The sequence below is a fragment of the Spiribacter aquaticus genome (assembly GCF_007625215.1).
Lineage (GTDB): Bacteria > Pseudomonadota > Gammaproteobacteria > Nitrococcales > Nitrococcaceae > Spiribacter > Spiribacter roseus.
The window spans coordinates 472,070-491,028 of record NZ_VMKP01000003.1 but is presented as its reverse complement, the minus strand read 5'-3'; the positions used below and the strand labels follow the sequence as shown (position 1 = coordinate 491,028).

Here is an 18,959-nt window from a genome sequence, read left to right as displayed (position 1 = left end):
GATGGCCCCTGTTTTATGTCTGGCGGAGAGGGAGGGATTCGAACCCCCGGAGCCCTCTCGGACTCACCGCATTTCGAGTGCGGCGCTTTCGACCACTCAGCCACCTCTCCAGCGGGGTGGATTGTACAACATTCCCCGTCGCGAGCGAAAACCACGGTTGCCCCAAGCCGCTGGCTTTCGGACGCGCTATACTGTGGCGCTGAAATCGCGCTCAACAGGACGCCCATGGATCACGCATCGCCCTCTACCCTGTGCTCGGCCCCGCTTGGTTTTACCGCCTACGAGGCCATCCGTCATCGGCTGCCGGCTCCTGCCCGGCCAGGGGCGGCCCGACGTGCCGCCAACCTTGGCGAGATCATGGATCACTTCGACACAGTGCTGCTGGATGCCTTTGGCGTGCTCAATCGCGGGCAGGACCCCATCCCGGGTGTCCCTGAGCGGATCGCCGCTCTGCAGGCCGCCGGAAAGCGGGTCATGGTGGTCTCCAACGCCGCCGGGTTCTCGCATGCGACGTTGATGGCGCGCTATCAGCGTCTGGGCTACCACTTTGACGCCGCCGATGTGGTCACCAGCCGTAAAACCCTGGTGCGCCAGCTCGAGCAGGAGGCGCCGCGGCACTGGGGCATGATCGCCGGCCAGCAGTTCGGCCCCGACGAGTTCCCACCCCTGGACTATCGGATGCTGGCGGATGACATCGCGGACTATCACGCCGTTGAGGGCTTTCTGTTTGTCGGCGCCTCGGAGTGGACGCCGGCACGACAGGATCTGTTGACCCGAAGCCTCCAGACCAATCCGCGGCGTCTGCTGGTGGCCAACCCAGATCTTCTGGCGCCCCAGGCGGGCGGGGATTCCACCGAGCCGGGGACTTTCGCCCACCAGATTCAGGATGCCACCGGCGTCGAGCCCGCGTTCTACGGCAAGCCCTTTGCCAACATCTTTGAGCTCGCCCTCGAGCGCCTGGGCCCCGGGATCGAGCGCGAGCGGACACTGATGGTGGGCGATACACTGCATACCGACGTCCTTGGCGGCCAGGCGGCGGGGGTTCGCACAGCGCTTGTCACGCAGACCGGGGTGCTTGCCGATATGGATATCGATGCGGCCATCGATTCATCCGGTATCGCCCCGGACTGGATCCTCGATCAGGCCTGAGCGCGGATCCAGCAGCCACTCCAGACCGCGCTCGGCGATCACGGGGCTGGTGGCCGGAAGGCTGAGGCGGCACCGGCCGACCACTTGCGGCATGCCGCTGACCTGGGTCCGGATGCTCGGATAGTCTCCCACCCGGCTCTGTTCAATGACTCGGCCCTCGAAGGTCGTCCCCGCGGGGCTGGTGTTGCGTAGCGTGGTCCCCACGCCGGCCTGCCCGCGGTGCATCCGCCGGGCGAGGCGCGCGACGGTGCCCGTGCCCGTGGGGCAACCCCAAAGCACGCCGGGATGACCATAAGTCCCGCCGGTTGCCTGCAGGGACTCCGGCGAAGTCTCGGTCTCGGGCCACATCCAGTGCAGGAACCGCGGCGCCCCGACATCACCCAGCCGCGGGTGCAGATCCTGAAAATCCGCCTGTACCGCCTCGATAATCCGTGCCGCCAGGGCAAGCGCATCCGCTCCGCCCGCGTCCGCCGGGCGCAGACCCAGCGAATCGGCATTGACCATCACGTAATGACCACCACTCCAGACCAGGTCATACGCCACGGTCCCCAGGCCAGGCAGCTCGACCCTGGCATCGGCCCGATGCACGAAGGCCTCGTCCCCCTCGACGGTCACCTTGACCACCTGCCCATCGCGCCGCTGCACATGCGCATCAACCCGCCCGCCCGGGGCCTCGAGGCGCAGGCACTGCGTGCCATCAGGCTGGGTTCCGGGGATGCGGCCACTCTCGATCAACGCGCACGCGGTGGCCATGGTGTTCGACCCCGAGAAGAACGGATAACCCATCACCTCCATGATGATGAACGCCGCCTGGGCCTCGGGGTCATCGGGCAGCGTCAGCAGATCGACGCAGAAGGTCGGCGTGCCATAGGGGGGCTCGATCAGCAGCTGCCGCAGTCCGTCGCCCGGCCCGCTCAGCCACTCCATGCGCTCGCGCACGCTGCGGGTCGCGTCGGTGGGGACACCGGCGAACACCACCCGATGGATGTCGCTGCCCACGGCGACGTCCATCCACTCGAGCGTCCCCGGGTCAGTCGCGGACATGGGGCGCACCCACCCGGTCCCAGTGCCGGTCGGGAACCACCACGAGCTTGCCGACGTAGTCCTTGTCCATGAAATCGCGCTGGGCGTGATGAAAATCCGAAAGCCGATAGGTGGCGTGCAGCAGCGGCCGGATACGCCCTGCGAGGACGTGGCCCAGCAGCCGCTGAAAGTCACTGCGGCGCCCTTGGGAGGAGCCGTTGATCTGGAGCTGCTTGAGATAGAGGGTCCGCAGATCCAGCTCGACCACGGGTCCGGCGATGGCGCCGGCGGTGGTATAGCGCCCCTCAGGCCGCAGAATGCGGAGCAGGTCGTTGAAGTGCGGCCCGGCGACCAGATCGGCCACCACATCAATCGGCGCACCGCCGGTGGCCGCCTCCACGGCTTCCACCCAGTCGGCTGCGCCGCGATCGATCACCGCCTCAGCACCGATGGCCATCAAGGCTTCTGCCTTGTCAGCCCGGGTCACCGCATAGGGGATCGCCCCGCGCGCCCGGCACAGCTGAACAATCCCCGAACCCACACCGCCCGAGGCACCGGTGACCAGTACCCGCTCGCCGGCCTGCACGTTGGCGCGCTCGAGCATATGCTCGCCGGTGAGATAGGCACAGCAGAAGGTCGCCAGTTCCGCATCAGTCAGCGTGGTATCGACGGCATGGGCATTCGCGGCGGGCACACACTGATATTCGGCATAACCCCCGTCACGGCCATGGCCGATGTAGTCGATATCCGCGAGGCTGTCGTCGTCGCGATTGTAGAGGCTGAAGTCCACGATCACCCGCTCGCCGATCCGGGCGGCGGGCACGCCCTCCCCCACCGCCACGATGACTCCGACACTGTCGGTGCCCTGAATCCGCGGGAACGTCAGCGTGGAGCGGCCCCGGCGCCAGGTGGACACGGCATTGGGATCGGTGTCGCTGCCATAGGCGCCCTCGCGCACCCAGACATCGGTGTTGTTCATGCCACAGGCATGCACTTCGATGAGGACCTCATCGCCAGACGGCCGGGGTACCGGCACGTCGTCGCGGTAGGTCAGGGCATCCAGACCGCCATGGCGGTCAAGCTGGACGGCGGCCATGGTCCGGGGCAGTTCAGTCGATGTCATGATGTGCCTCAGCGCTTACGACGCGCGCGAAAGAAGGTCCTCAGTAATGTCGCGGCGGGCTCGGCCATGACCCCGCCGTTAACCAGTAGTTGGTGGTTGTGACTGGGGTCATCATGCTGCCGAGTCGCTCCACCGCAGGCCCCGGTTTTTGGATCTGATGCCCCGTAGACAATTCGCTCGACACGGGCATGGATCAAGGCACCGACACACATCGGGCAGGGCTCCAGAGTGACGTAGAGCGTGGTACCGGGGAAGCGGTAGGTCCCAAGGCGGGCGCCAGCATCGCGCAATGCGAGAATCTCCGCATGGGCACTCGGATCATTTCGCCTGATCGGTGCATTGGCGCCCTCGCCCACGATCGCTGCCTCCCTGACGAGCACGGCACCAACCGGGACCTCGCACGCCTCGGCAGCCTGATGCGCCAGACGGAGGGCCCTTTCCATCCACGCCGCGTCGTTCACTCCAATCCCATCGTCAACATGATCACGCAGGCCCGTCAGTCCACGGAGCGTATCTGATAACCAGTGATGGGGAAGTGGACTACAACGTCGCCGACATCCCGGGCCTCGTGATCGATTGATATCCGATCGGAAGTTAACGCGCGCAGCCGCCCGAACACCTCAGGGTCGGAGGACCGCACGTACGGGCGAATGCCGACAGACTGCCCTACCACCAGATCACTGGGACACTGGATACCGGTCGATGCCTGCGGGACCGTCTGCGCGGCGATGGCCAGCGCCTTCTCGGCGGCAATCTCTTGCGCTGGCTGCTGACCCGCACCCTCGAGCGCTGACTCAACTTCACGGAGATATGGATAGTGTCTGAGCACTTCGCCACCGCGGCTCCAGCGCCCTCGAAGGAACCACGCGATGAAGGCTGCGGCCACGTCACCATAGGAGAGCTCTCGGTAGTCGCAGTGCCCGAGCCCGGCCAGCCAGGACTCGAGGCGGCCAAGCGCCGCCTCAAGCTGAAGGATCACGCCAGGCGCCTCTGAACGCAGCCCCTCCGGCGTCCAGCCTGGGCCGAAATACAGGTCCCCCCGATCCTGGATGAAGTCCGGCGAAGCCGTATCCAGCGCCTCGGCCATCACCGCCCGAATCGCGAGCGGGAAGAGCGTTTGGTCCACCCACTCGGCGAGCACCAATGCTGCACCACGGGACGGCCCGGGAAAGAGGCGCTCCCCGACCTCCGGTGCCGTATCCGCCAGCGCCCGGGCAATGTTGTGCGTGTCGCAGTAAACGTCCGCACCCACCTGCAGAACCGGCGTCCGTCGATAACCAGCGGTCAGCGGCAGCAAGAGCGGTTTTGGTGGAACTCTCGGAATCTCTACAGACGTCCATGGTAGCCCTGCCAGACCCATCGCCATGCGGATCTTGTGCGCAAACGGCGATGGCCAGTAGTGGTGCAGTATCAGGTCCGCCATGCTCACTCCCACTCGATGGTCGCGGGTGGTTTGCCGGAGATGTCATACACCACCCGCGAGATCCCGTCGATTTCGTTGATGATCCGCCGCGAGACATCATCGAGGAAGTCGTAGGGCAGATGCGCCCAGCGGGCGGTCATGAAATCGATGGTCTCCACCGCCCGCAGCGCCACCACCCACTCATAGCGTCGGCCATCTCCGGTGACCCCGACCGAGCGCACCGGCAGGAACACGGCAAACGCCTGGCTGGTCCGCTCATACCAGCCGCCGGCGCGAAGTGCCTCAATGAAAATGGCATCGGCGCGGCGCAGCAGGTCCGCGTATTCCTTGTGGATTTCGCCGAGGATACGCACGCCCAGGCCGGGGCCGGGAAACGGGTGGCGATGGATCATTTCCGCTGGCAGACCCAGTTCCAGCCCGATCCGGCGCACCTCGTCCTTGAACAGCTCACGCAGGGGTTCGAGCAGCTTCAGATTCATGCGCTCGGGCAGGCCGCCGACGTTGTGATGCGACTTGATGACATGGGCCTTGCCGGTGCTGGCGCCGGCGGACTCGATGACATCCGGGTAAATCGTGCCCTGCGCCAGCCACTGGATGTTGTCGAGCTTGCCCGCCTCCTCGTCGAACACCTCAATGAAGGTGCGGCCGATGATCTTGCGCTTGACCTCGGGGTCGGCCTCGCCGGCGAGGGCGTCCATGAACCGCGCCTCGGCATCCACGCGGATCACGCGAATGCCCATGTGGCGGGCGAACGTCTGCATGACCTCATCGCCCTCGCCCAGGCGCAGCAGGCCGTTGTCGACGAACACGCAGGTCAGCTGATCACCGATGGCCTTGTGCAGCAGCGCGGCGACCACCGATGAGTCGACGCCGCCGGACAGCCCCAGGAGCACATTCTGATCGCCGACCGTCGTGCGCACCCGGGCGATCAGATCCTCGATGATGTTGTCCGCCGTCCAGTTCCCCGAGCAGCCACAGACGCCGTGGACGAACCGCTCGAGAATGCGCTGCCCCTGGGCCGTGTGAGTGACTTCGGGATGAAACTGCAGGCCATAGAAACCGCGGTCGTCGTCACCGATGCCGGCGATGGGAGCCGAAGGCGTGCTGGCAATGACCTTGAAGCCCGCGGGCAATCCGGACACCCGGTCGCCATGGCTCATCCACACGTCCAGAAGCCCATGCCCCTCGGCGTTGGTGCGGTCCTCGATATCCTGCAACAGCACCGAGTGGCCGCGGGCACGCACCTCCGCGTACCCGAACTCTTTGGTCTGCGAGGCCTCGACCGCTCCACCCAGCTCGTGGGCAAGGGTCTGCATGCCGTAGCAGATGCCCAGAACCGGGACTTCCAGATCGAGGACGGTCGTCGGCAGCCGCGGTGTCTGCTCGCTGTCTTCGTGCACCGACTCAGGCCCACCCGAGAGGATCACCCCCCGTGGCGCGAATTCGCGGATGCGCTCGGCTTCCACATCCCAGGGGCGGATCTCGCAATACACCCCGGCTTCACGGATGCGACGGGCGATGAGCTGGGTGTACTGCGAACCGAAATCGAGGATGAGGATCCGCTCGGCATGGATATCGCCGGTCATGGCGTCAATCGCTCCGGTAGTTGGGCGCTTCCTTGGTGATGCTCACATCGTGGACATGCCCCTCGCGCACCCCGGAGTTGGTGATGCGTGCAAAGGTGGCCCGCTCGCGGAACGAGTCGATGTCCGCACAGCCGCAGTAGCCCATGCTGGCGCGCAGACCGCCCAGAAGCTGGTGAATGATGACGTTCATCGGGCCCTTGTAAGGGACCCGGCCCTCGATGCCCTCGGGCACCAGCTTGTCGGCGTCGCGGGCGTTTTCCTGGAAGTAGCGATCCGATGAGCCCTGTTTGCCGGACATCGCACCGATCGAGCCCATGCCCCGGTACGACTTGTAGCTGCGGCCCTGATAGAGCTCAACCTCGCCGGGTGCCTCGTCGGTACCCGCGAACATGCTGCCCATCATCACGCAGTGGGCGCCGGCGGCCATGGCCTTGGCCATATCCCCGGAAAAACGGATGCCACCGTCGGCGATCACCGGCACATCGGTGCTGGCCAGTGCCGTGGCGACGTTGTCGACCGCCGTGACCTGGGGCACCCCGACGCCGGCGATGACTCGGGTGGTGCAGATGGATCCCGGGCCAATGCCCACCTTGACCGCGTCGGCGCCGGCATCCGCCAGGGCCCGCGCGGCATCGCCGGTGGCGATGTTGCCACCAATGACCTGCACACCGGGGAAGTGGCGCTTGATCCAGCCCACCCGATCGATCACGCCCTTACTGTGGCCGTGGGCCGTGTCCACCACCAGCAGATCGGCGCCCGCCTCGGCCAGCGCCTCGACGCGCTCCTCGGTGCCTTCGCCCGTAGAAACCGCCGCGCCCACACGCAGGCGGCCATATTCGTCCTTGCAGGCGTTGGGGAAGTCCTCGGCCTTCTGGATGTCTTTGACGGTGATCATGCCGCGCAGCTCAAAGCGGGGGTTGACCACCAGCAGCTTCTCGATGCGGTGGCGATGCAGCAGCGTGAGGATCTCGTCGCGCTCGGCCCCTTCCTGGACCGTCACCAGCCGGTCCTTGGGCGTCATCGCATCGGTCACCTTCATGTCGAGCCGGGTCTCGAAACGCAGATCACGACTGGTGACGATGCCGGTGAGCTGACGGCCCTCGACCACGGGGACGCCGGAGATGCCGTATTGCCCCATGAGCGTGATCACCTCGCGGATGCTCGCCTCGGGGTTGACGGTGATCGGCTCTTTGATGACACCGCTTTCGAATTTCTTGACGATGCGCACTTCCCGCGCCTGGTCTTCGACGCTCATGCTTTTGTGCACGATGCCGATGCCGCCCTGCTCAGCCAGCCGGATGGCGAGGCGGGATTCGGTGACCGTGTCCATGGCGGCGGAGAGCAGCGGGATATTGAGCCGGATGTCGCGGGTCACCCGCGTCGACAGGTCGACGGCCTTGGGCAGCACATCAGAGTAATCCGGCAGCAGGAGGACGTCGTCAAAGGTCAGGGCTTCCTGGGCGATCTGCATGGTGACGTCCTCTTCTGGCGCGATGGTAACCGTCTATTATAGGCCGCCTCCTGCCTGAACGCCAATGTCAGAAACGCTGCATCTGGCATTCAGGGCATGAGCTGCTAGGCTCGATGTATGGACAGCCCTGACGCCCGTCACGTGTACACCGTCTCTGATCTCAACCAGACCGTTCGGGGCCTGCTCGAACAGGCGCTCCCGCTGGTATGGGTCGAAGGCGAAATCTCCAATCTCGCCCGGCCCCGTTCGGGGCATCTGTACTTCACCCTCAAGGATCCGGATGCCCAGGTGCGCTGTGCACTGTTCCGCAATCGCGCCATGCGCCTGCGCACGACCCCGGCCAATGGTGACCAGGTACGACTGCGGGCACGCATCGGCCTTTACGCGCCGCGCGGTGAATACCAGCTGATCGCCGAGCACCTGGAACCCGCCGGGGATGGGGCGCTGCAGCGGGCGTTCGCCGAGCTCAAGGCCCGCCTCGAGCGCGAGGGCCTTTTCGATCCGGCCTGCAAACAGGCGCTGCCGAGCCTGCCGCGGCGCATCGGCGTCATCACCTCGCCCACCGGCGCCGCCATCCGCGACATCGTCAGCGTCCTGCGCCGGCGGTTTCCGGCGTTGCCGATCCTCATCTACCCGGTGGCGGTCCAGGGGGCCCAGGCCACACCGGCCATTGTCGAGGCCATTCATCGCGCCGATCAGCGCCAGGAGGTGGATGCCCTGATCGTCGGCCGGGGTGGCGGCTCGCTGGAAGACCTGCAGGCCTTCAACGACGAAGCGGTCGCCCGCGCGATTCATGCCTGCAGCCTGCCCACCGTCAGTGCCGTCGGCCACGAGGTGGATGTCACCATCGCTGATCTGGTGGCCGATGAGCGTGCCGCCACGCCGTCGGCGGCGGCGGAGCGGCTGTCTCCCGACGGCGAGGCACTCGGGCGCCGTGTGCAGCAACAGCAGGCCCGCCTCAGCAAAGGCCTGTCGCGGGTTCTGGGCGAGCGCCGCGAGCGCATCCATCGCCTGACCCGGCGGCTGAATGCCCAGCATCCCGGCCGGCGGCTGCGGGATCGCGCCCAGCGGCTGGATGAGCTTGACCAGCGCCTGGGACGCGCCGTCCGCGTCCGGATGGCGGAGCGCGCGCGGCATGTCGAGCGGGTCCATCAGCGCCTGCAGGCCCAGAACCCGACCCCGCGGATCCAGCGGCTCAGTGACACCACGGATCAACTCGCGCGGCGCCTGGACCGTGGTGTGCGGGAGCTCATCACCCGCAAGCGGACCCGGGTCGAGGCCCAAGCCCGCACGCTCGACAGTCTCAGTCCACTGGGCACGCTGGCCAGGGGCTATGCCATTATCCAGCCCCGGGACGGCCAGGCGGTGATCCATCGCGCGACGGATGTCGCCGTTGGTGATCCGATCCGCGCGCGCCTTCGCGAGGGCACGCTGATCGCGCGGGTCGAGGATCACGACGAGGGGAGTTAAACCCCATTTCAGCTGGCTTGTTGCGCGACAACGCCGGGCGCATCATGCCGGGATCATCCACCCCTGCGTTGGAACCTTATGGATCTTGATCTGAGCCTGGGCCGTTTCGGCCTCGATTTTACCGCCCTTCAGACACCCGAGGGCCTTGCCCGCGTCGACGCGGCCTTCCTCGATGAGCTGGACAGCGCGGCACCCGCCCTCGCCGCCCGGCTGCGGGACTACCGTGGCCGCGACAGCGACCTGCCCGGCCCCCAGAACAGCGAACTGCTCATCGAGCTCGGCCCCTACGTCGAGGCGTTCATCGGCCGACTGTTCGGCATCGAATCCGAGCTGCACGAGCTGCGCGAGTCGATTCTGGCCGACGACGTGGTCATGCAGTTCAAGCAGGCGTTCGTGCAGCGCCGCGTCAAACGCCACCGCCGCCCCGTGGAGCACACGTTCGAGGCCCTTGATGCCGCGGTGCGTGCCAGCCTGGGCGAGGTCGCCGGCGATGACGAGGAGCGCGCCATCGCCCGGTTCGGCATGGCACTGCTCGAGGACGAAGCCGCCAATGCCGAGGCCATCGAAACGCTGACCGCCTGGTGCAAGCTGGCCCGTCAGACCCAGGCCGGTCAGGCGCGGGTGCGTGGCTGGGCAAGTTTCAAGCTGCCCGAGCGGGTCGATCACTTCGATCGCGTGCCCGCCGAGCGGGTTGAGGTGGATGGCGTCGAGCGCCTGCAGGCCGAGCCCTCCCGGCGCCGGGCGCGGGATGGGTTCTCGCTGACCGACTACCGCATGGACTCGCGTCACGTGCAGAGCGAGATCCACTACTGCATCTACTGCCATGACCACGAGGGAGACTTCTGCTCGAAGGGCTTCCCCGAGAAAAAGACCCAGCCCGAGCTGGGCTTCAAGGAGGATCCGCTCGGCGTCACCCTGACCGGCTGTCCGCTCGAGGAAAAGATCTCCGAGATGCATGTGCTGCGCCGGGATGGCTACAACCTGGCGGCGCTGGCCATGGTGATGGTGGACAACCCGATGGTGCCCGCCACCGGCCATCGCATCTGCAACGACTGCATGAAGGGCTGCATCTACCAGAAGCAGGACCCGGTCGACATCCCTCAGATCGAGACGCGCGTCCTCAGCGACAGCCTTGATCTGACCTGGGGGGTGGAGCTCTATCACCTGCTCACGCGCTGGAACCCACTGCGCCGCGAGCAGTTCATCCAGCAGCCCGACAATGACCGTCGGGTGCTGGTCGCCGGCATGGGCCCGGCGGGCTTTACCATGGCGCACCACCTGACCATGAACGGCACGGCCGTGGTGGGTGTTGACGGGCTCAAGATCGAGCCCCTGCCGGCCTCGCTGCTCGATGCCCCGGTGCCGCGCTGGGCGGATCTCCAGGAGGATCTCGATGAGCGCATTCTGATGGGCTTTGGCGGCGTCGCGGAGTATGGCATCACCGTGCGCTGGGATAAGAATTTCCTCAAGCTCATCTACCTGACGCTGGCCCGGCGGCATAATTTCAGGGTCTATGGCGGGGCGCGGCTGGGCGGCACCGTGACCCTCGAAGACGCCTGGGCGCTTGGGTTCGACCACGTCGTCAACGCCACCGGCGCGGGCCTGCCGCGGGTCGTGCACATGGGCAACAGCCTCGCCCGCGGCATGCGTCAGGCCAGCGACTTTCTGATGGCCCTGCAGCTGACCGGGGCGGCCAAGGCATCGAGTCTGGCAAGCCTGCAGGTGCGGCTGCCCGCGGTGGTCGTGGGCGGTGGACTCACCGGCGTGGATACCGCCACCGAGGTGCAGGCCTACTACGTCAAACAGGTCGAGAAGATCCTCGAGCGCTACGAGCGGCTCTCCGAGCGCCTTGGCGAGTCGGCGGTCACCGCCGGGATGAACGACGAGGACCAAGCCACGCTCGAGGAATTCCTCACGCATGGCCGCGCCATTCGCACCGAGCGCGAAAACGCCGCGCGGGAGGGCCGCGAGCCCGACTTCAACCCGCTGATCCGCGCCTGGGGCGGGGTCACCGTCGCCTATCGCAAGGGCATGACCGACTCGCCGGCGTACGTGCGCAACCACGAGGAGGTGATCAAGGCCACCGAGGAAGGGCTCTACTACGCCCAGGGCCTGGAGCCGCTCCACGCCGAGGTGGACGAATACCAGCATGTCAGCTCGCTGGTCTGCCGCGAGCTCGACCGGCGCGATGGTAAGTGGGCGCCCACCGGTGCCGAACGGCGCCTGCCCGCCCGGGCGATCTTCATCGCCGCCGGCACGGTGCCCAACACCATCTACGAGCGCGAACACGCAGACACCTTCCGGCTCGAAGGCAACCACTTCCTTGCTCACACCCCCACCGATCAGGGGCTGGAGCCGGTGGCCGACGCCGAGCATTCCAAGTCCCGGGTGTTTGGCCCCTTCACCTCCTATCAGGAGGGCGGCCGCCGGGTGACCTTCATCGGCGACACGCATCCGGCGTTCCATGGCAGTGTGGTCAAGGCGATTGCCTCGGGGATGCGTACTTATCCCTACGTCATGGCCGCCATGGCCCATGAAGTGCCCGGCACTGACGAGTCTCACAGCGATTTCCTGATCCGGATGGACGACCTGCTGACCGCCCGGGTGGTGGAGGTCAGAAACGACAACCCGGCAATGGTCGAAGTATGGGTCAAGGCGCCCATGGCGGCCCGGAACTTCCGCGCCGGCCAGTTCTATCGCCTCCAGACCTTCGAGTCACTGTCACCCGTCGTCGATAATACGCGCCTGCAGATTCCGCTGATCACCGTGTCGGGCACGGGGGTGAAGGATGACTGCATCCGATTGATGGTGCTGCAGTGGGGCGCGGGGCCACGCCTGGTGGGCCGGCTGCGCCCCGGCGATCCGCTGGTGCTCATGGGCCCCACCGGCGCCCCGACCGACATGCCCACCGGCCGTACCATCATGGTGGTGGCGGGCCGCTGGGGCGCGGCGGTCATGCTGGACATCGGCGCCGCCCTGCGGGCTGCCGGTAACCGGGTGCTGTACGTGGCCGCGTTCGGCGGTGCCGGCGATGTCGATCATCAGGACGAGCTCGAGGCCGGTGCCGACCAGATCATCTGGTGCACGGCCCGTGAAGACACCATCGAGCCCCGCCGGCCCCAAGACGTCAGTCTGCAGGCGACCGACATGATCGATGTGGTGAAGCGCTACGATGACGGCGACATCGGCCCCGCCGAAGGCGGCATCCCGCTGTCGGATGTCGACCGCATCATGGTCATGGGCGGCACCGGGCTGCTGAAGGGCTTTCAGCAGGCGGTCCGTGGTGAACTGGCGACACGCGTCGCCGAGGGCTGTGACGCCTTCGGGACCGTGGGCAGCCCGATGCAGTGCATGATGCAGGGCGTGTGTGCGCAGTGCCTGCAGTGGCAGATCGACCCCGAGACCGGCGAGCGCACCCGACCGGTGTTCTCCTGTGCCGGCCAGGACCAGCCGCTGACCTGGATCGACCTCGACAACCTCTCGGCACGCCAGCAGCAGAATCGCCTGAGCGATCGGCTCAACTCGCAGTGGCTCGAGCAGGTCCTGCCCGAGGCCGAGCCCCGTTAGCCCTCGAGAATGACGAAGGCGAGCGCGTAACCGCGCTCGTCGCTGATGCTCAGGTGCGCGGATCGCACGCCCAGACGCTCGGCCTGGCGGCCCGCCGCCCCGGTCAGGGTCAAGCCGGGCGCGCCGGCGCCGGTGTGGGTGACCACCAGTTCCGACAAGCGCGCCTGCGCCCCGATGCCGCAGCCCAGGGCCTTGGCGGCGGCTTCCTTGGCGGCGAATCGGCGGGCCAGAAAGGCCGCGGCCTGGCGGTCGCCGGCGGCATAGGCCTGATAATCCGATCGCTCGGCCGGGGCGAGCAGCCGCGCGGCCAGTCGGGTGGAATAGCGTTGCTGGAGCGCTTCAAGCCGATCGATTTCAACCAGATCGGTGCCGATCCCGACAATGCTCAATGACGCGCCTCGCGGATCAGGCGTTTCATCTCACGCACCGCGCCGTCCAGCCCGGCGAAGATGGCGTGGGCAATGATCGCATGGCCGATATTGAGTTCGGTGATCTCGGGCAGCGCGGCAATCGGGGCCACATTGTGGTAATGCAGTCCGTGCCCGGCATTGACCTGCAGCCCCAGCGACGCCCCCAGGCTCGCCGCTTCGCGTACCCGCTGGAACTGGGCATGGATTTCGCCATCGCTGCGGGCATCGGCAAACGCGCCGGTATGCAGTTCGACCACCGGTGCGCCCACCTCGACCGCGGCATGCAGCTGCGCCGGTTCGGGGTCGATGAATAACGACACGCGGGATCCCGCCTCGGTGAGGGCCTGACAGGCGTCCGCACAGCGCGATGGATCAGAGGCCACATCCAGCCCGCCCTCGGTGGTCAGTTCCTCGCGCCGTTCGGGCACCAGACAGCAATCCGTCGCCCGGATGCGCTGCCCGATCGCGAGCATCTCATCGGTGACCGCCATTTCCAGGTTCATCCGGGTCTGCAGCGTCTGTGCGAGGATCTCGACATCACGGTCGGTGACATGGCGCCGGTCCTCGCGCAGATGCACCGTAATGGCGTCGGCGCCGGCCTGCTCCGCCACCTGCGCGGCGTGGACCGGATCGGGATAGCGGGTGCCGCGCTTGCGCCGCAGCGTCGCGACATGATCGACATTGACGCCGAGCAGTGGCTCAAGACTGCCCTGATGATGGGCCATGATCAGGATCTCCCCTGGCTGTGGTGCGACCGTAGAGTTCGCGGGTTTTCAGTGGACGGTTGCCAATATGCGGCTCCAGCGCGGCCCGCATCAGGTCGCGGCTGGCCCGTGCGGTGGCCTCGGTGAGCGTCGGCCGGGCGAGGCCGAGCAGTGTTTCCCCGCTGACCACCTGACCCGGTGCGTCCGGCCCCGCCACGGGGATGGCCCCGCGCCCCGGATCGTAACGATACCACTGCGACGCGACCAGCGGCGCATCCTCGGTATCACGCGCCAGCGGCAGGCCATAGCCGAGCAGCCCCAGGAGATCGCGCTCGAAGCCGCGCAGCGCCACGGCCTCGGGCACCGCTTCCGCCAGCGCCTCGAGACAGTTGAGGTAGTGCTCGAACACCCCGGGATGCGGGTCTTCGCGCCCCAGCAGACGCATCAGCAGCTCATTGATGTAAAGCCCACTGACCAGACGCCGGCCCTTGAGCATGAACGGTCGACCGGCCGACTCGACCTGGCGCAGGCTGCCCATTTCGCCGCGGCTGCGCCACGACAGCGCAAGCGGCTGAAATGCCTGAAGCAGGCCCGCCGTCCGCGACCTGCGACTCCGCGCGCCGCGCGCGACCAGGCCCACCCGGCCGTGGCCGCGGCTCAGCACCTCCAGCAGCAGGCTGGTGTCACGATACGCCCGGGTATGCAGGATGAACCCCGGCTCGAGGGCTGCCTCCCGCGGCGTCGCGGTCATCGATCGGCGCTGTAACCCAGCGACTTGAGCAGTCGGGCGTCATCGGACCAGCCCTCGCGGACCTTGACCCAGAGTTTGAGGTAGACCCGGCCGCCCAGCAGGTGCTCCATCTGCAGGCGGGCCGCCGCCCCGATGCGCTTGGCCTGCTCGCCCCCTTCGCCGATGACGATGCGGCGCTGGCCGACGCGCTCGACCCAGATGATCGCGGCGATTCGGCGCAGCTGCCCCTCCTGCTCGAAGGCCTCGATCTCCACCGTGCTCGCGTAGGGCAGCTCATCGCCCAGCATCAGGGTCAGCTGCTCGCGGATCAGCTCGGTGGCCATGAAGCGCTCATCGCGATCGGTGATCTGGTCGCGGGGGAACAGCGCCGGCCCGCGCGGCAGGGCCTCGATCAGTGCGCTTTCAAGGGCGTCGAGCTTGTCGCTTTTAAGCGCCGACACCGGGACCACGGCGGCGAAATCGTAGCGCCCGGCGAGCGCTTCGATCTCGGGCAGGAGCCGATTCTTGTCGCGCAGCCGATCCGCTTTGTTGATCACCGCCACCACCGGTGCCCTGACGGTCTGCAGCCGCTGGAGCACACGCTTGTCGGCGTCGGTCCAGCGCCCTGCCTCGATCATGAAGACCACCACATCGACATCGCCCAGCGCACTGCCGGCGGCCTCGTTCATGTAACGGTTCATGGCGGTCCGCCCGCCCTCGTGCAGGCCGGGTGTGTCGACATAGACGATCTGGGCGTCATCGCGCTGATGGATGCCGAGAATGCGGTGGCGCGTGGTCTGCGGTTTGCGCGTGGCGATGCTCACCTTCTGGCCGAGCACGGCGTTGAGCAGGGTCGACTTGCCCACATTGGGGCGGCCGACCAGTGCGACAAACCCTGAGGCAAAGTCAGTGTCCGTCGCGGATTCGGTTTCAGTCATTATTCTTTCCTGTGTCGGCGGCGGCGATCTTGGCCAGCAGGTCATCTGCGGCCGCCTGTTCCGCCTGGCGTCTGTTACCGGCCGTGCCTTCCCCGGTGAGCTGGAGCGGCTCGCAGTGACAGCCGACGCGGAAGGTCTGTTGGTGCGCCCGCCCGCTGACCGCATCCACCTGATAGGTGGGCAGTTCAAGGTGCCGGGCCTGGAGATATTCCTGGAGTCGGGTCTTGGGGTCTTTGAGTGCCTCCATGTCGGGCAGGCGGCTGAGGTGCGCCTCGAACAGCTGCAGTATCACCTGCCGCCCCGCCTCATAGCCCCCATCCAGATAGACCGCACCAATCACCGCCTCAAGCCCATCGGCGAGGATGGAGTCGCGGCGACTGCCCCCGGTCTTGAGTTCGCCACTGCCCAGCACGATGTGCGCACCCAGATCGATCCCCCGGGCGATCGCAGCCAGCGCATTCTTGTTGACCAGCGCCGCCCGCAGCCGGCTGAGCTCACCCTCGTGCAGTTCGGGACGGCGCTCAAAGACCTCCGCGGCAATCACGAAGTTGAGAATCGAATCACCCAGAAACTCGAGTCGCTCGTTGTTGGGGCCCTCGGCGCTGCGATGGGTGACCGCCTGATCGAGCAGCGCCGGGTCCTCGAACGCCCGACCCAGGTGGCCGACAAGATCTGCGCGGTGCGTCATACCCAGCCGCTCCCTGCCGTCATTGGATCACATCGCCCATGCGTGACCAGTTGGGCCCCCCATTCCAGCTGAGCCAGACGAAAAACGCCTGCCCGACCAGATGATCCCGGGGCACGGTGCCCCAGAAGCGGCTGTCACTGCTGCGGTCCCGGTTATCCCCCATCACGAAGTACTCGCCTTCGGGCACCGTCAGGCTCAGCTGCCGGTCATCGGGCGAGCGATGCACCAGCATCTCATGCCAGTCGCCGCCCAGCTGCTCGCGCAGCAGGTTGAATGCGTCATCGCCGCGCCAGGCGCCGAGGCGCTCCACCTCGAGGGGTTCGCCGTTGATGATCAGGCGCTTGTCGACGTAGGACACGGTATCCCCCGGCAGACCGACAATGCGCTTGATGTAGTCCTGAGAGGGATCCTCGGGATAGCGGAACACCGCGACATCGCCGCGCGAGGGATCGCCCACCGGCACGATCAGCTCATGCGCCACCGGCAGTCGCAGGCCATACCCGAACTTGTTGACGAGGATGAAATCGCCCACCTCGAGCGTCGGGAGCATGGACCCCGAGGGGATGCGAAAGGGCTCGATGACGAACGAGCGGATGATCAGCACGATCAGGATCACGGGAAACAGCGAGCGGCCCAGATCAAACCACCACGAGACCCGCGCATCAGCGGCGCGCCGACGGCGGCGGAACCGGTCGATCACCCAGATGACGCCGCTCACCAGGGTGAGGATGACCAGGAGCTGTTCAAAATCGGGCATTGTCATGGGCTAGTACGCCGGTTCATTTATCGTTATCAACCTGAAGCACGGCCAGGAACGCGTCCTGCGGGATTTCAACGCGCCCCACCTGCTTCATCCGACGCTTACCCTGCTTCTGTTTCTCAAGCAGCTTACGCTTTCGGGTGATGTCGCCCCCATAGCACTTGGCGGTCACGTTCTTGCGCAGTGCCTTGACCGTCGAGCGGGCGATGATCTTCGACCCCACCGCCGCCTGAATGGCAACCTCGAACATCTGCCGGGGGATGATTTCCTTCAGCTTTTCGGTCAGATCGCGGCCTCGGTATTCGGCCTGGTCGCGATGGACGATCACCGACAGCGCATCCACCTTGTCGCCGTTGACTCGGATATCGAGCTTGACCAGCCGCTCGGGCTGGAAGCGGCGGAACTCGTAGTCAAACGAGGCATACCCCCGGGACGCCGATTTCAGGCGGTCGAAGAAGTCGAGCACCACTTCGCCCATGGGCATCTCGTATTCGAGCGACATCTGATTGCCGACATATTGCATGCCCTTCTGCACGCCGCGCTTTTCCTCGCAGAGTTTGATCACCGCACCGATGTAGGTCTGCGGGACGAGGATGCTGGCATGGATGATGGGCTCGCGGATCTCCTCGACGTCGTTGACCGCCGGCATCTCCGAGGGGTTGTGGATCAGGAATGCCTCGCCGTCCTTGTTGACGACTTCATGCACGACCGTCGGCGCGGTGGTGATCAGATCCAGACCATACTCGCGCTCGAGCCGCTCCTGGATGATCTCCATGTGCAGCATGCCGAGGAATCCGCAGCGAAACCCGAACCCGAGAGCCTCGGAGTTCTCGGGTTCATAATGCAGCGCGGCGTCATTGAGCCGCAGCTTGCCGAGGGCATCGCGGAATGCCTCATAGTCCTCGGAACTGGTGGGGAACACCCCGGCAAACACCCGCGGCTGGACCCGCTTGAAGCCGGGCACCGGCGATTCGGTGGGTCGACGGGCGCTGGTCAGGGTGTCGCCCACCGGGGCACCGTCGATGTCCTTGATCCCGGCGACCACGAATCCGACCCGGCCGGTCTCGAGGGTGTCCCAGGGCATCCGCTTGGGCGTGAAAATGCCCAGGTTATCCGCCTGGAACTCGCGCCCGGTGGACATGACCTTGATGCGATCGCCCTTGCGCAGCACGCCATCAAAGATCCGGACCAGACACACGACGCCCAGATAATTATCGAACCAGGAGTCGATGATCAGCGCCTTGAGCGGTCCCTCGGGGTCACCCTGCGGGGCCGGCACATTGGCCACCAGCGACTCGAGCAGGTCATCGATCCCATCGCCGGTCTTGGCGCTGATCGGGACCACTTCCGAGCCATCCAGACCGATGATCTCCTCTATCTGCTGGATGACCTGTTCGGGCTCGGCCGAGGGCAGGTCGATCTTGTTCAGCACCGGAACGACTTCGAGATTCTGCTCCACCGCGGTATAGCAGTTGGCGACGCTCTGCGCCTCGACACCCTGCGAGGCATCCACCAGCAGCAGCGCCCCTTCGCAGGCATACAGCGAGCGACTGACCTCGTAGGAAAAGTCGACATGCCCGGGGGTGTCGATGAAGTTGAGCTGATAGGTGCGGCCATCCGCGGCGGTGTAGTCCAGCGACACACTCTGCGCCTTGATGGTGATGCCGCGCTCGCGCTCAAGGTCCATGGAGTCGAGCATCTGCTCGTTGGACTGCCGGGACTGGAAATGTGCCGAGCGCTCGATCAGGCGGTCCGCAAGGGTCGACTTGCCATGATCGATGTGGGCGATGATGGAGAAATTTCTGATCTGGTCCATGAAGTCCTGGCCGGGGTCGGGCCGGTTGCGGAAACAAATCAGCCGCGGCGGCTTGATGCCACCGCGGCCTCATCGGCGCAGGGCCGACACGCTATCGCGGT

At 66.3% G+C, this 18,959-nt stretch carries 16 protein-coding genes and 1 tRNA gene; 3 read left to right on the top strand and 14 right to left on the bottom strand.

Annotated features, from left to right (window positions below; all coding sequences use genetic code 11):
• Nucleotides 1–20: 20 nt before the first annotated feature.
• Nucleotides 21–110, bottom strand: a tRNA-Ser gene (locus FPL11_RS08805).
• Between the two features lie 115 nt (nucleotides 111–225).
• On the opposite strand from FPL11_RS08805, the gene FPL11_RS08800 reads away from it, so the two are divergent.
• Entirely contained in the window at nucleotides 226–1,149 is a 924-nt protein-coding gene (locus FPL11_RS08800; protein WP_144348259.1) for an HAD-IIA family hydrolase, read from the top strand.
• On the opposite strand, the gene FPL11_RS08795 is transcribed toward FPL11_RS08800, so the two are convergent.
• Genes FPL11_RS08795 through guaB form a run of 6 tightly spaced genes read right to left on the bottom strand, consistent with a single transcriptional unit; the run spans nucleotide 1,108 to nucleotide 7,775 of the window.
• The gene (locus FPL11_RS08795; RefSeq protein WP_144348258.1) at nucleotides 1,108–2,193 is read right to left on the bottom strand and encodes a proline racemase family protein; all 1,086 of its coding nucleotides are present in this window, start codon (nucleotides 2,191–2,193) and stop codon (nucleotides 1,108–1,110) included. The two genes, FPL11_RS08800 and FPL11_RS08795, sit on opposite strands and share 42 nt — an antisense overlap.
• The gene (locus FPL11_RS08790; RefSeq protein WP_144348257.1) at nucleotides 2,180–3,295 is read right to left on the bottom strand and encodes an alcohol dehydrogenase family protein; all 1,116 of its coding nucleotides are present in this window, start codon (nucleotides 3,293–3,295) and stop codon (nucleotides 2,180–2,182) included. The genes FPL11_RS08795 and FPL11_RS08790 overlap by 14 nt, the downstream gene beginning before the upstream one ends.
• 8 nt (nucleotides 3,296–3,303) lie before the next feature.
• Nucleotides 3,304–3,738 (bottom strand): tRNA adenosine(34) deaminase TadA, encoded by a 435-nt coding sequence (tadA, locus tag FPL11_RS08785; protein ID WP_144348286.1) that lies wholly within the window; start codon nucleotides 3,736–3,738, stop codon nucleotides 3,304–3,306.
• Between the two features lie 53 nt (nucleotides 3,739–3,791).
• Nucleotides 3,792–4,718: a glutathione S-transferase family protein gene (locus FPL11_RS08780; RefSeq protein WP_144348256.1), complete on the bottom strand. Its 927-nt coding sequence runs from the start codon at nucleotides 4,716–4,718 to the stop codon at nucleotides 3,792–3,794.
• A 2-nt stretch (nucleotides 4,719–4,720) separates the two neighbouring features.
• A complete protein-coding gene (gene guaA / locus FPL11_RS08775; protein WP_069133985.1) occupies nucleotides 4,721–6,304 on the bottom strand; it encodes a glutamine-hydrolyzing GMP synthase in 1,584 nt (527 codons plus the stop codon).
• Between the two features lie 4 nt (nucleotides 6,305–6,308).
• Nucleotides 6,309–7,775, bottom strand: a complete 1,467-nt coding sequence (guaB, locus tag FPL11_RS08770) for an IMP dehydrogenase (protein WP_144348255.1) — start codon at nucleotides 7,773–7,775, stop codon at nucleotides 6,309–6,311.
• 117 nt (nucleotides 7,776–7,892) lie between these two features.
• Between guaB and xseA the strand changes: the two genes are divergently transcribed.
• Together xseA and FPL11_RS08760 are read left to right on the top strand one after the other, a co-directional pair.
• Nucleotides 7,893–9,245: an exodeoxyribonuclease VII large subunit gene (xseA, locus tag FPL11_RS08765; protein WP_144348254.1), complete on the top strand. Its 1,353-nt coding sequence runs from the start codon at nucleotides 7,893–7,895 to the stop codon at nucleotides 9,243–9,245.
• A gap of 78 nt (nucleotides 9,246–9,323) precedes the next feature.
• Complete coding sequence (locus tag FPL11_RS08760; RefSeq protein ID WP_144348253.1) at nucleotides 9,324–12,812, top strand: FAD-dependent oxidoreductase; 3,489 nt, start codon at nucleotides 9,324–9,326, stop codon at nucleotides 12,810–12,812.
• On the opposite strand, the gene acpS is transcribed toward FPL11_RS08760, so the two are convergent.
• The 7 genes from acpS to lepA are packed head-to-tail and all read right to left on the bottom strand — an operon-like array spanning nucleotide 12,809 to nucleotide 18,858.
• The gene (gene acpS / locus FPL11_RS08755; RefSeq protein WP_069133981.1) at nucleotides 12,809–13,201 is read right to left on the bottom strand and encodes a holo-ACP synthase; all 393 of its coding nucleotides are present in this window, start codon (nucleotides 13,199–13,201) and stop codon (nucleotides 12,809–12,811) included. The two genes, FPL11_RS08760 and acpS, sit on opposite strands and share 4 nt — an antisense overlap.
• A complete protein-coding gene (gene pdxJ / locus FPL11_RS08750; protein ID WP_144348252.1) occupies nucleotides 13,198–13,947 on the bottom strand; it encodes a pyridoxine 5'-phosphate synthase in 750 nt (249 codons plus the stop codon). The genes acpS and pdxJ overlap by 4 nt, the downstream gene beginning before the upstream one ends.
• Nucleotides 13,922–14,677, bottom strand: coding sequence for a DNA repair protein RecO (gene recO, locus FPL11_RS08745; RefSeq protein ID WP_144348251.1), 756 nt, complete (start codon nucleotides 14,675–14,677; stop codon nucleotides 13,922–13,924). Before recO ends, pdxJ begins: the two co-directional genes overlap by 26 nt.
• Complete coding sequence (gene era / locus FPL11_RS08740) at nucleotides 14,674–15,594, bottom strand: GTPase Era (RefSeq protein ID WP_144348250.1); 921 nt, start codon at nucleotides 15,592–15,594, stop codon at nucleotides 14,674–14,676. Before era ends, recO begins: the two co-directional genes overlap by 4 nt.
• Complete coding sequence (gene rnc, locus FPL11_RS08735; RefSeq protein WP_069133977.1) at nucleotides 15,587–16,282, bottom strand: ribonuclease III; 696 nt, start codon at nucleotides 16,280–16,282, stop codon at nucleotides 15,587–15,589. Before rnc ends, era begins: the two co-directional genes overlap by 8 nt.
• A gap of 19 nt (nucleotides 16,283–16,301) precedes the next feature.
• Entirely contained in the window at nucleotides 16,302–17,039 is a 738-nt protein-coding gene (lepB, locus tag FPL11_RS08730) for a signal peptidase I (RefSeq protein ID WP_069133976.1), read from the bottom strand.
• Nucleotides 17,040–17,061: 22 nt separating this feature from the next.
• Complete coding sequence (gene lepA / locus FPL11_RS08725) at nucleotides 17,062–18,858, bottom strand: translation elongation factor 4 (protein WP_144348249.1); 1,797 nt, start codon at nucleotides 18,856–18,858, stop codon at nucleotides 17,062–17,064.
• Nucleotides 18,859–18,959 lie beyond the last annotated feature (101 nt).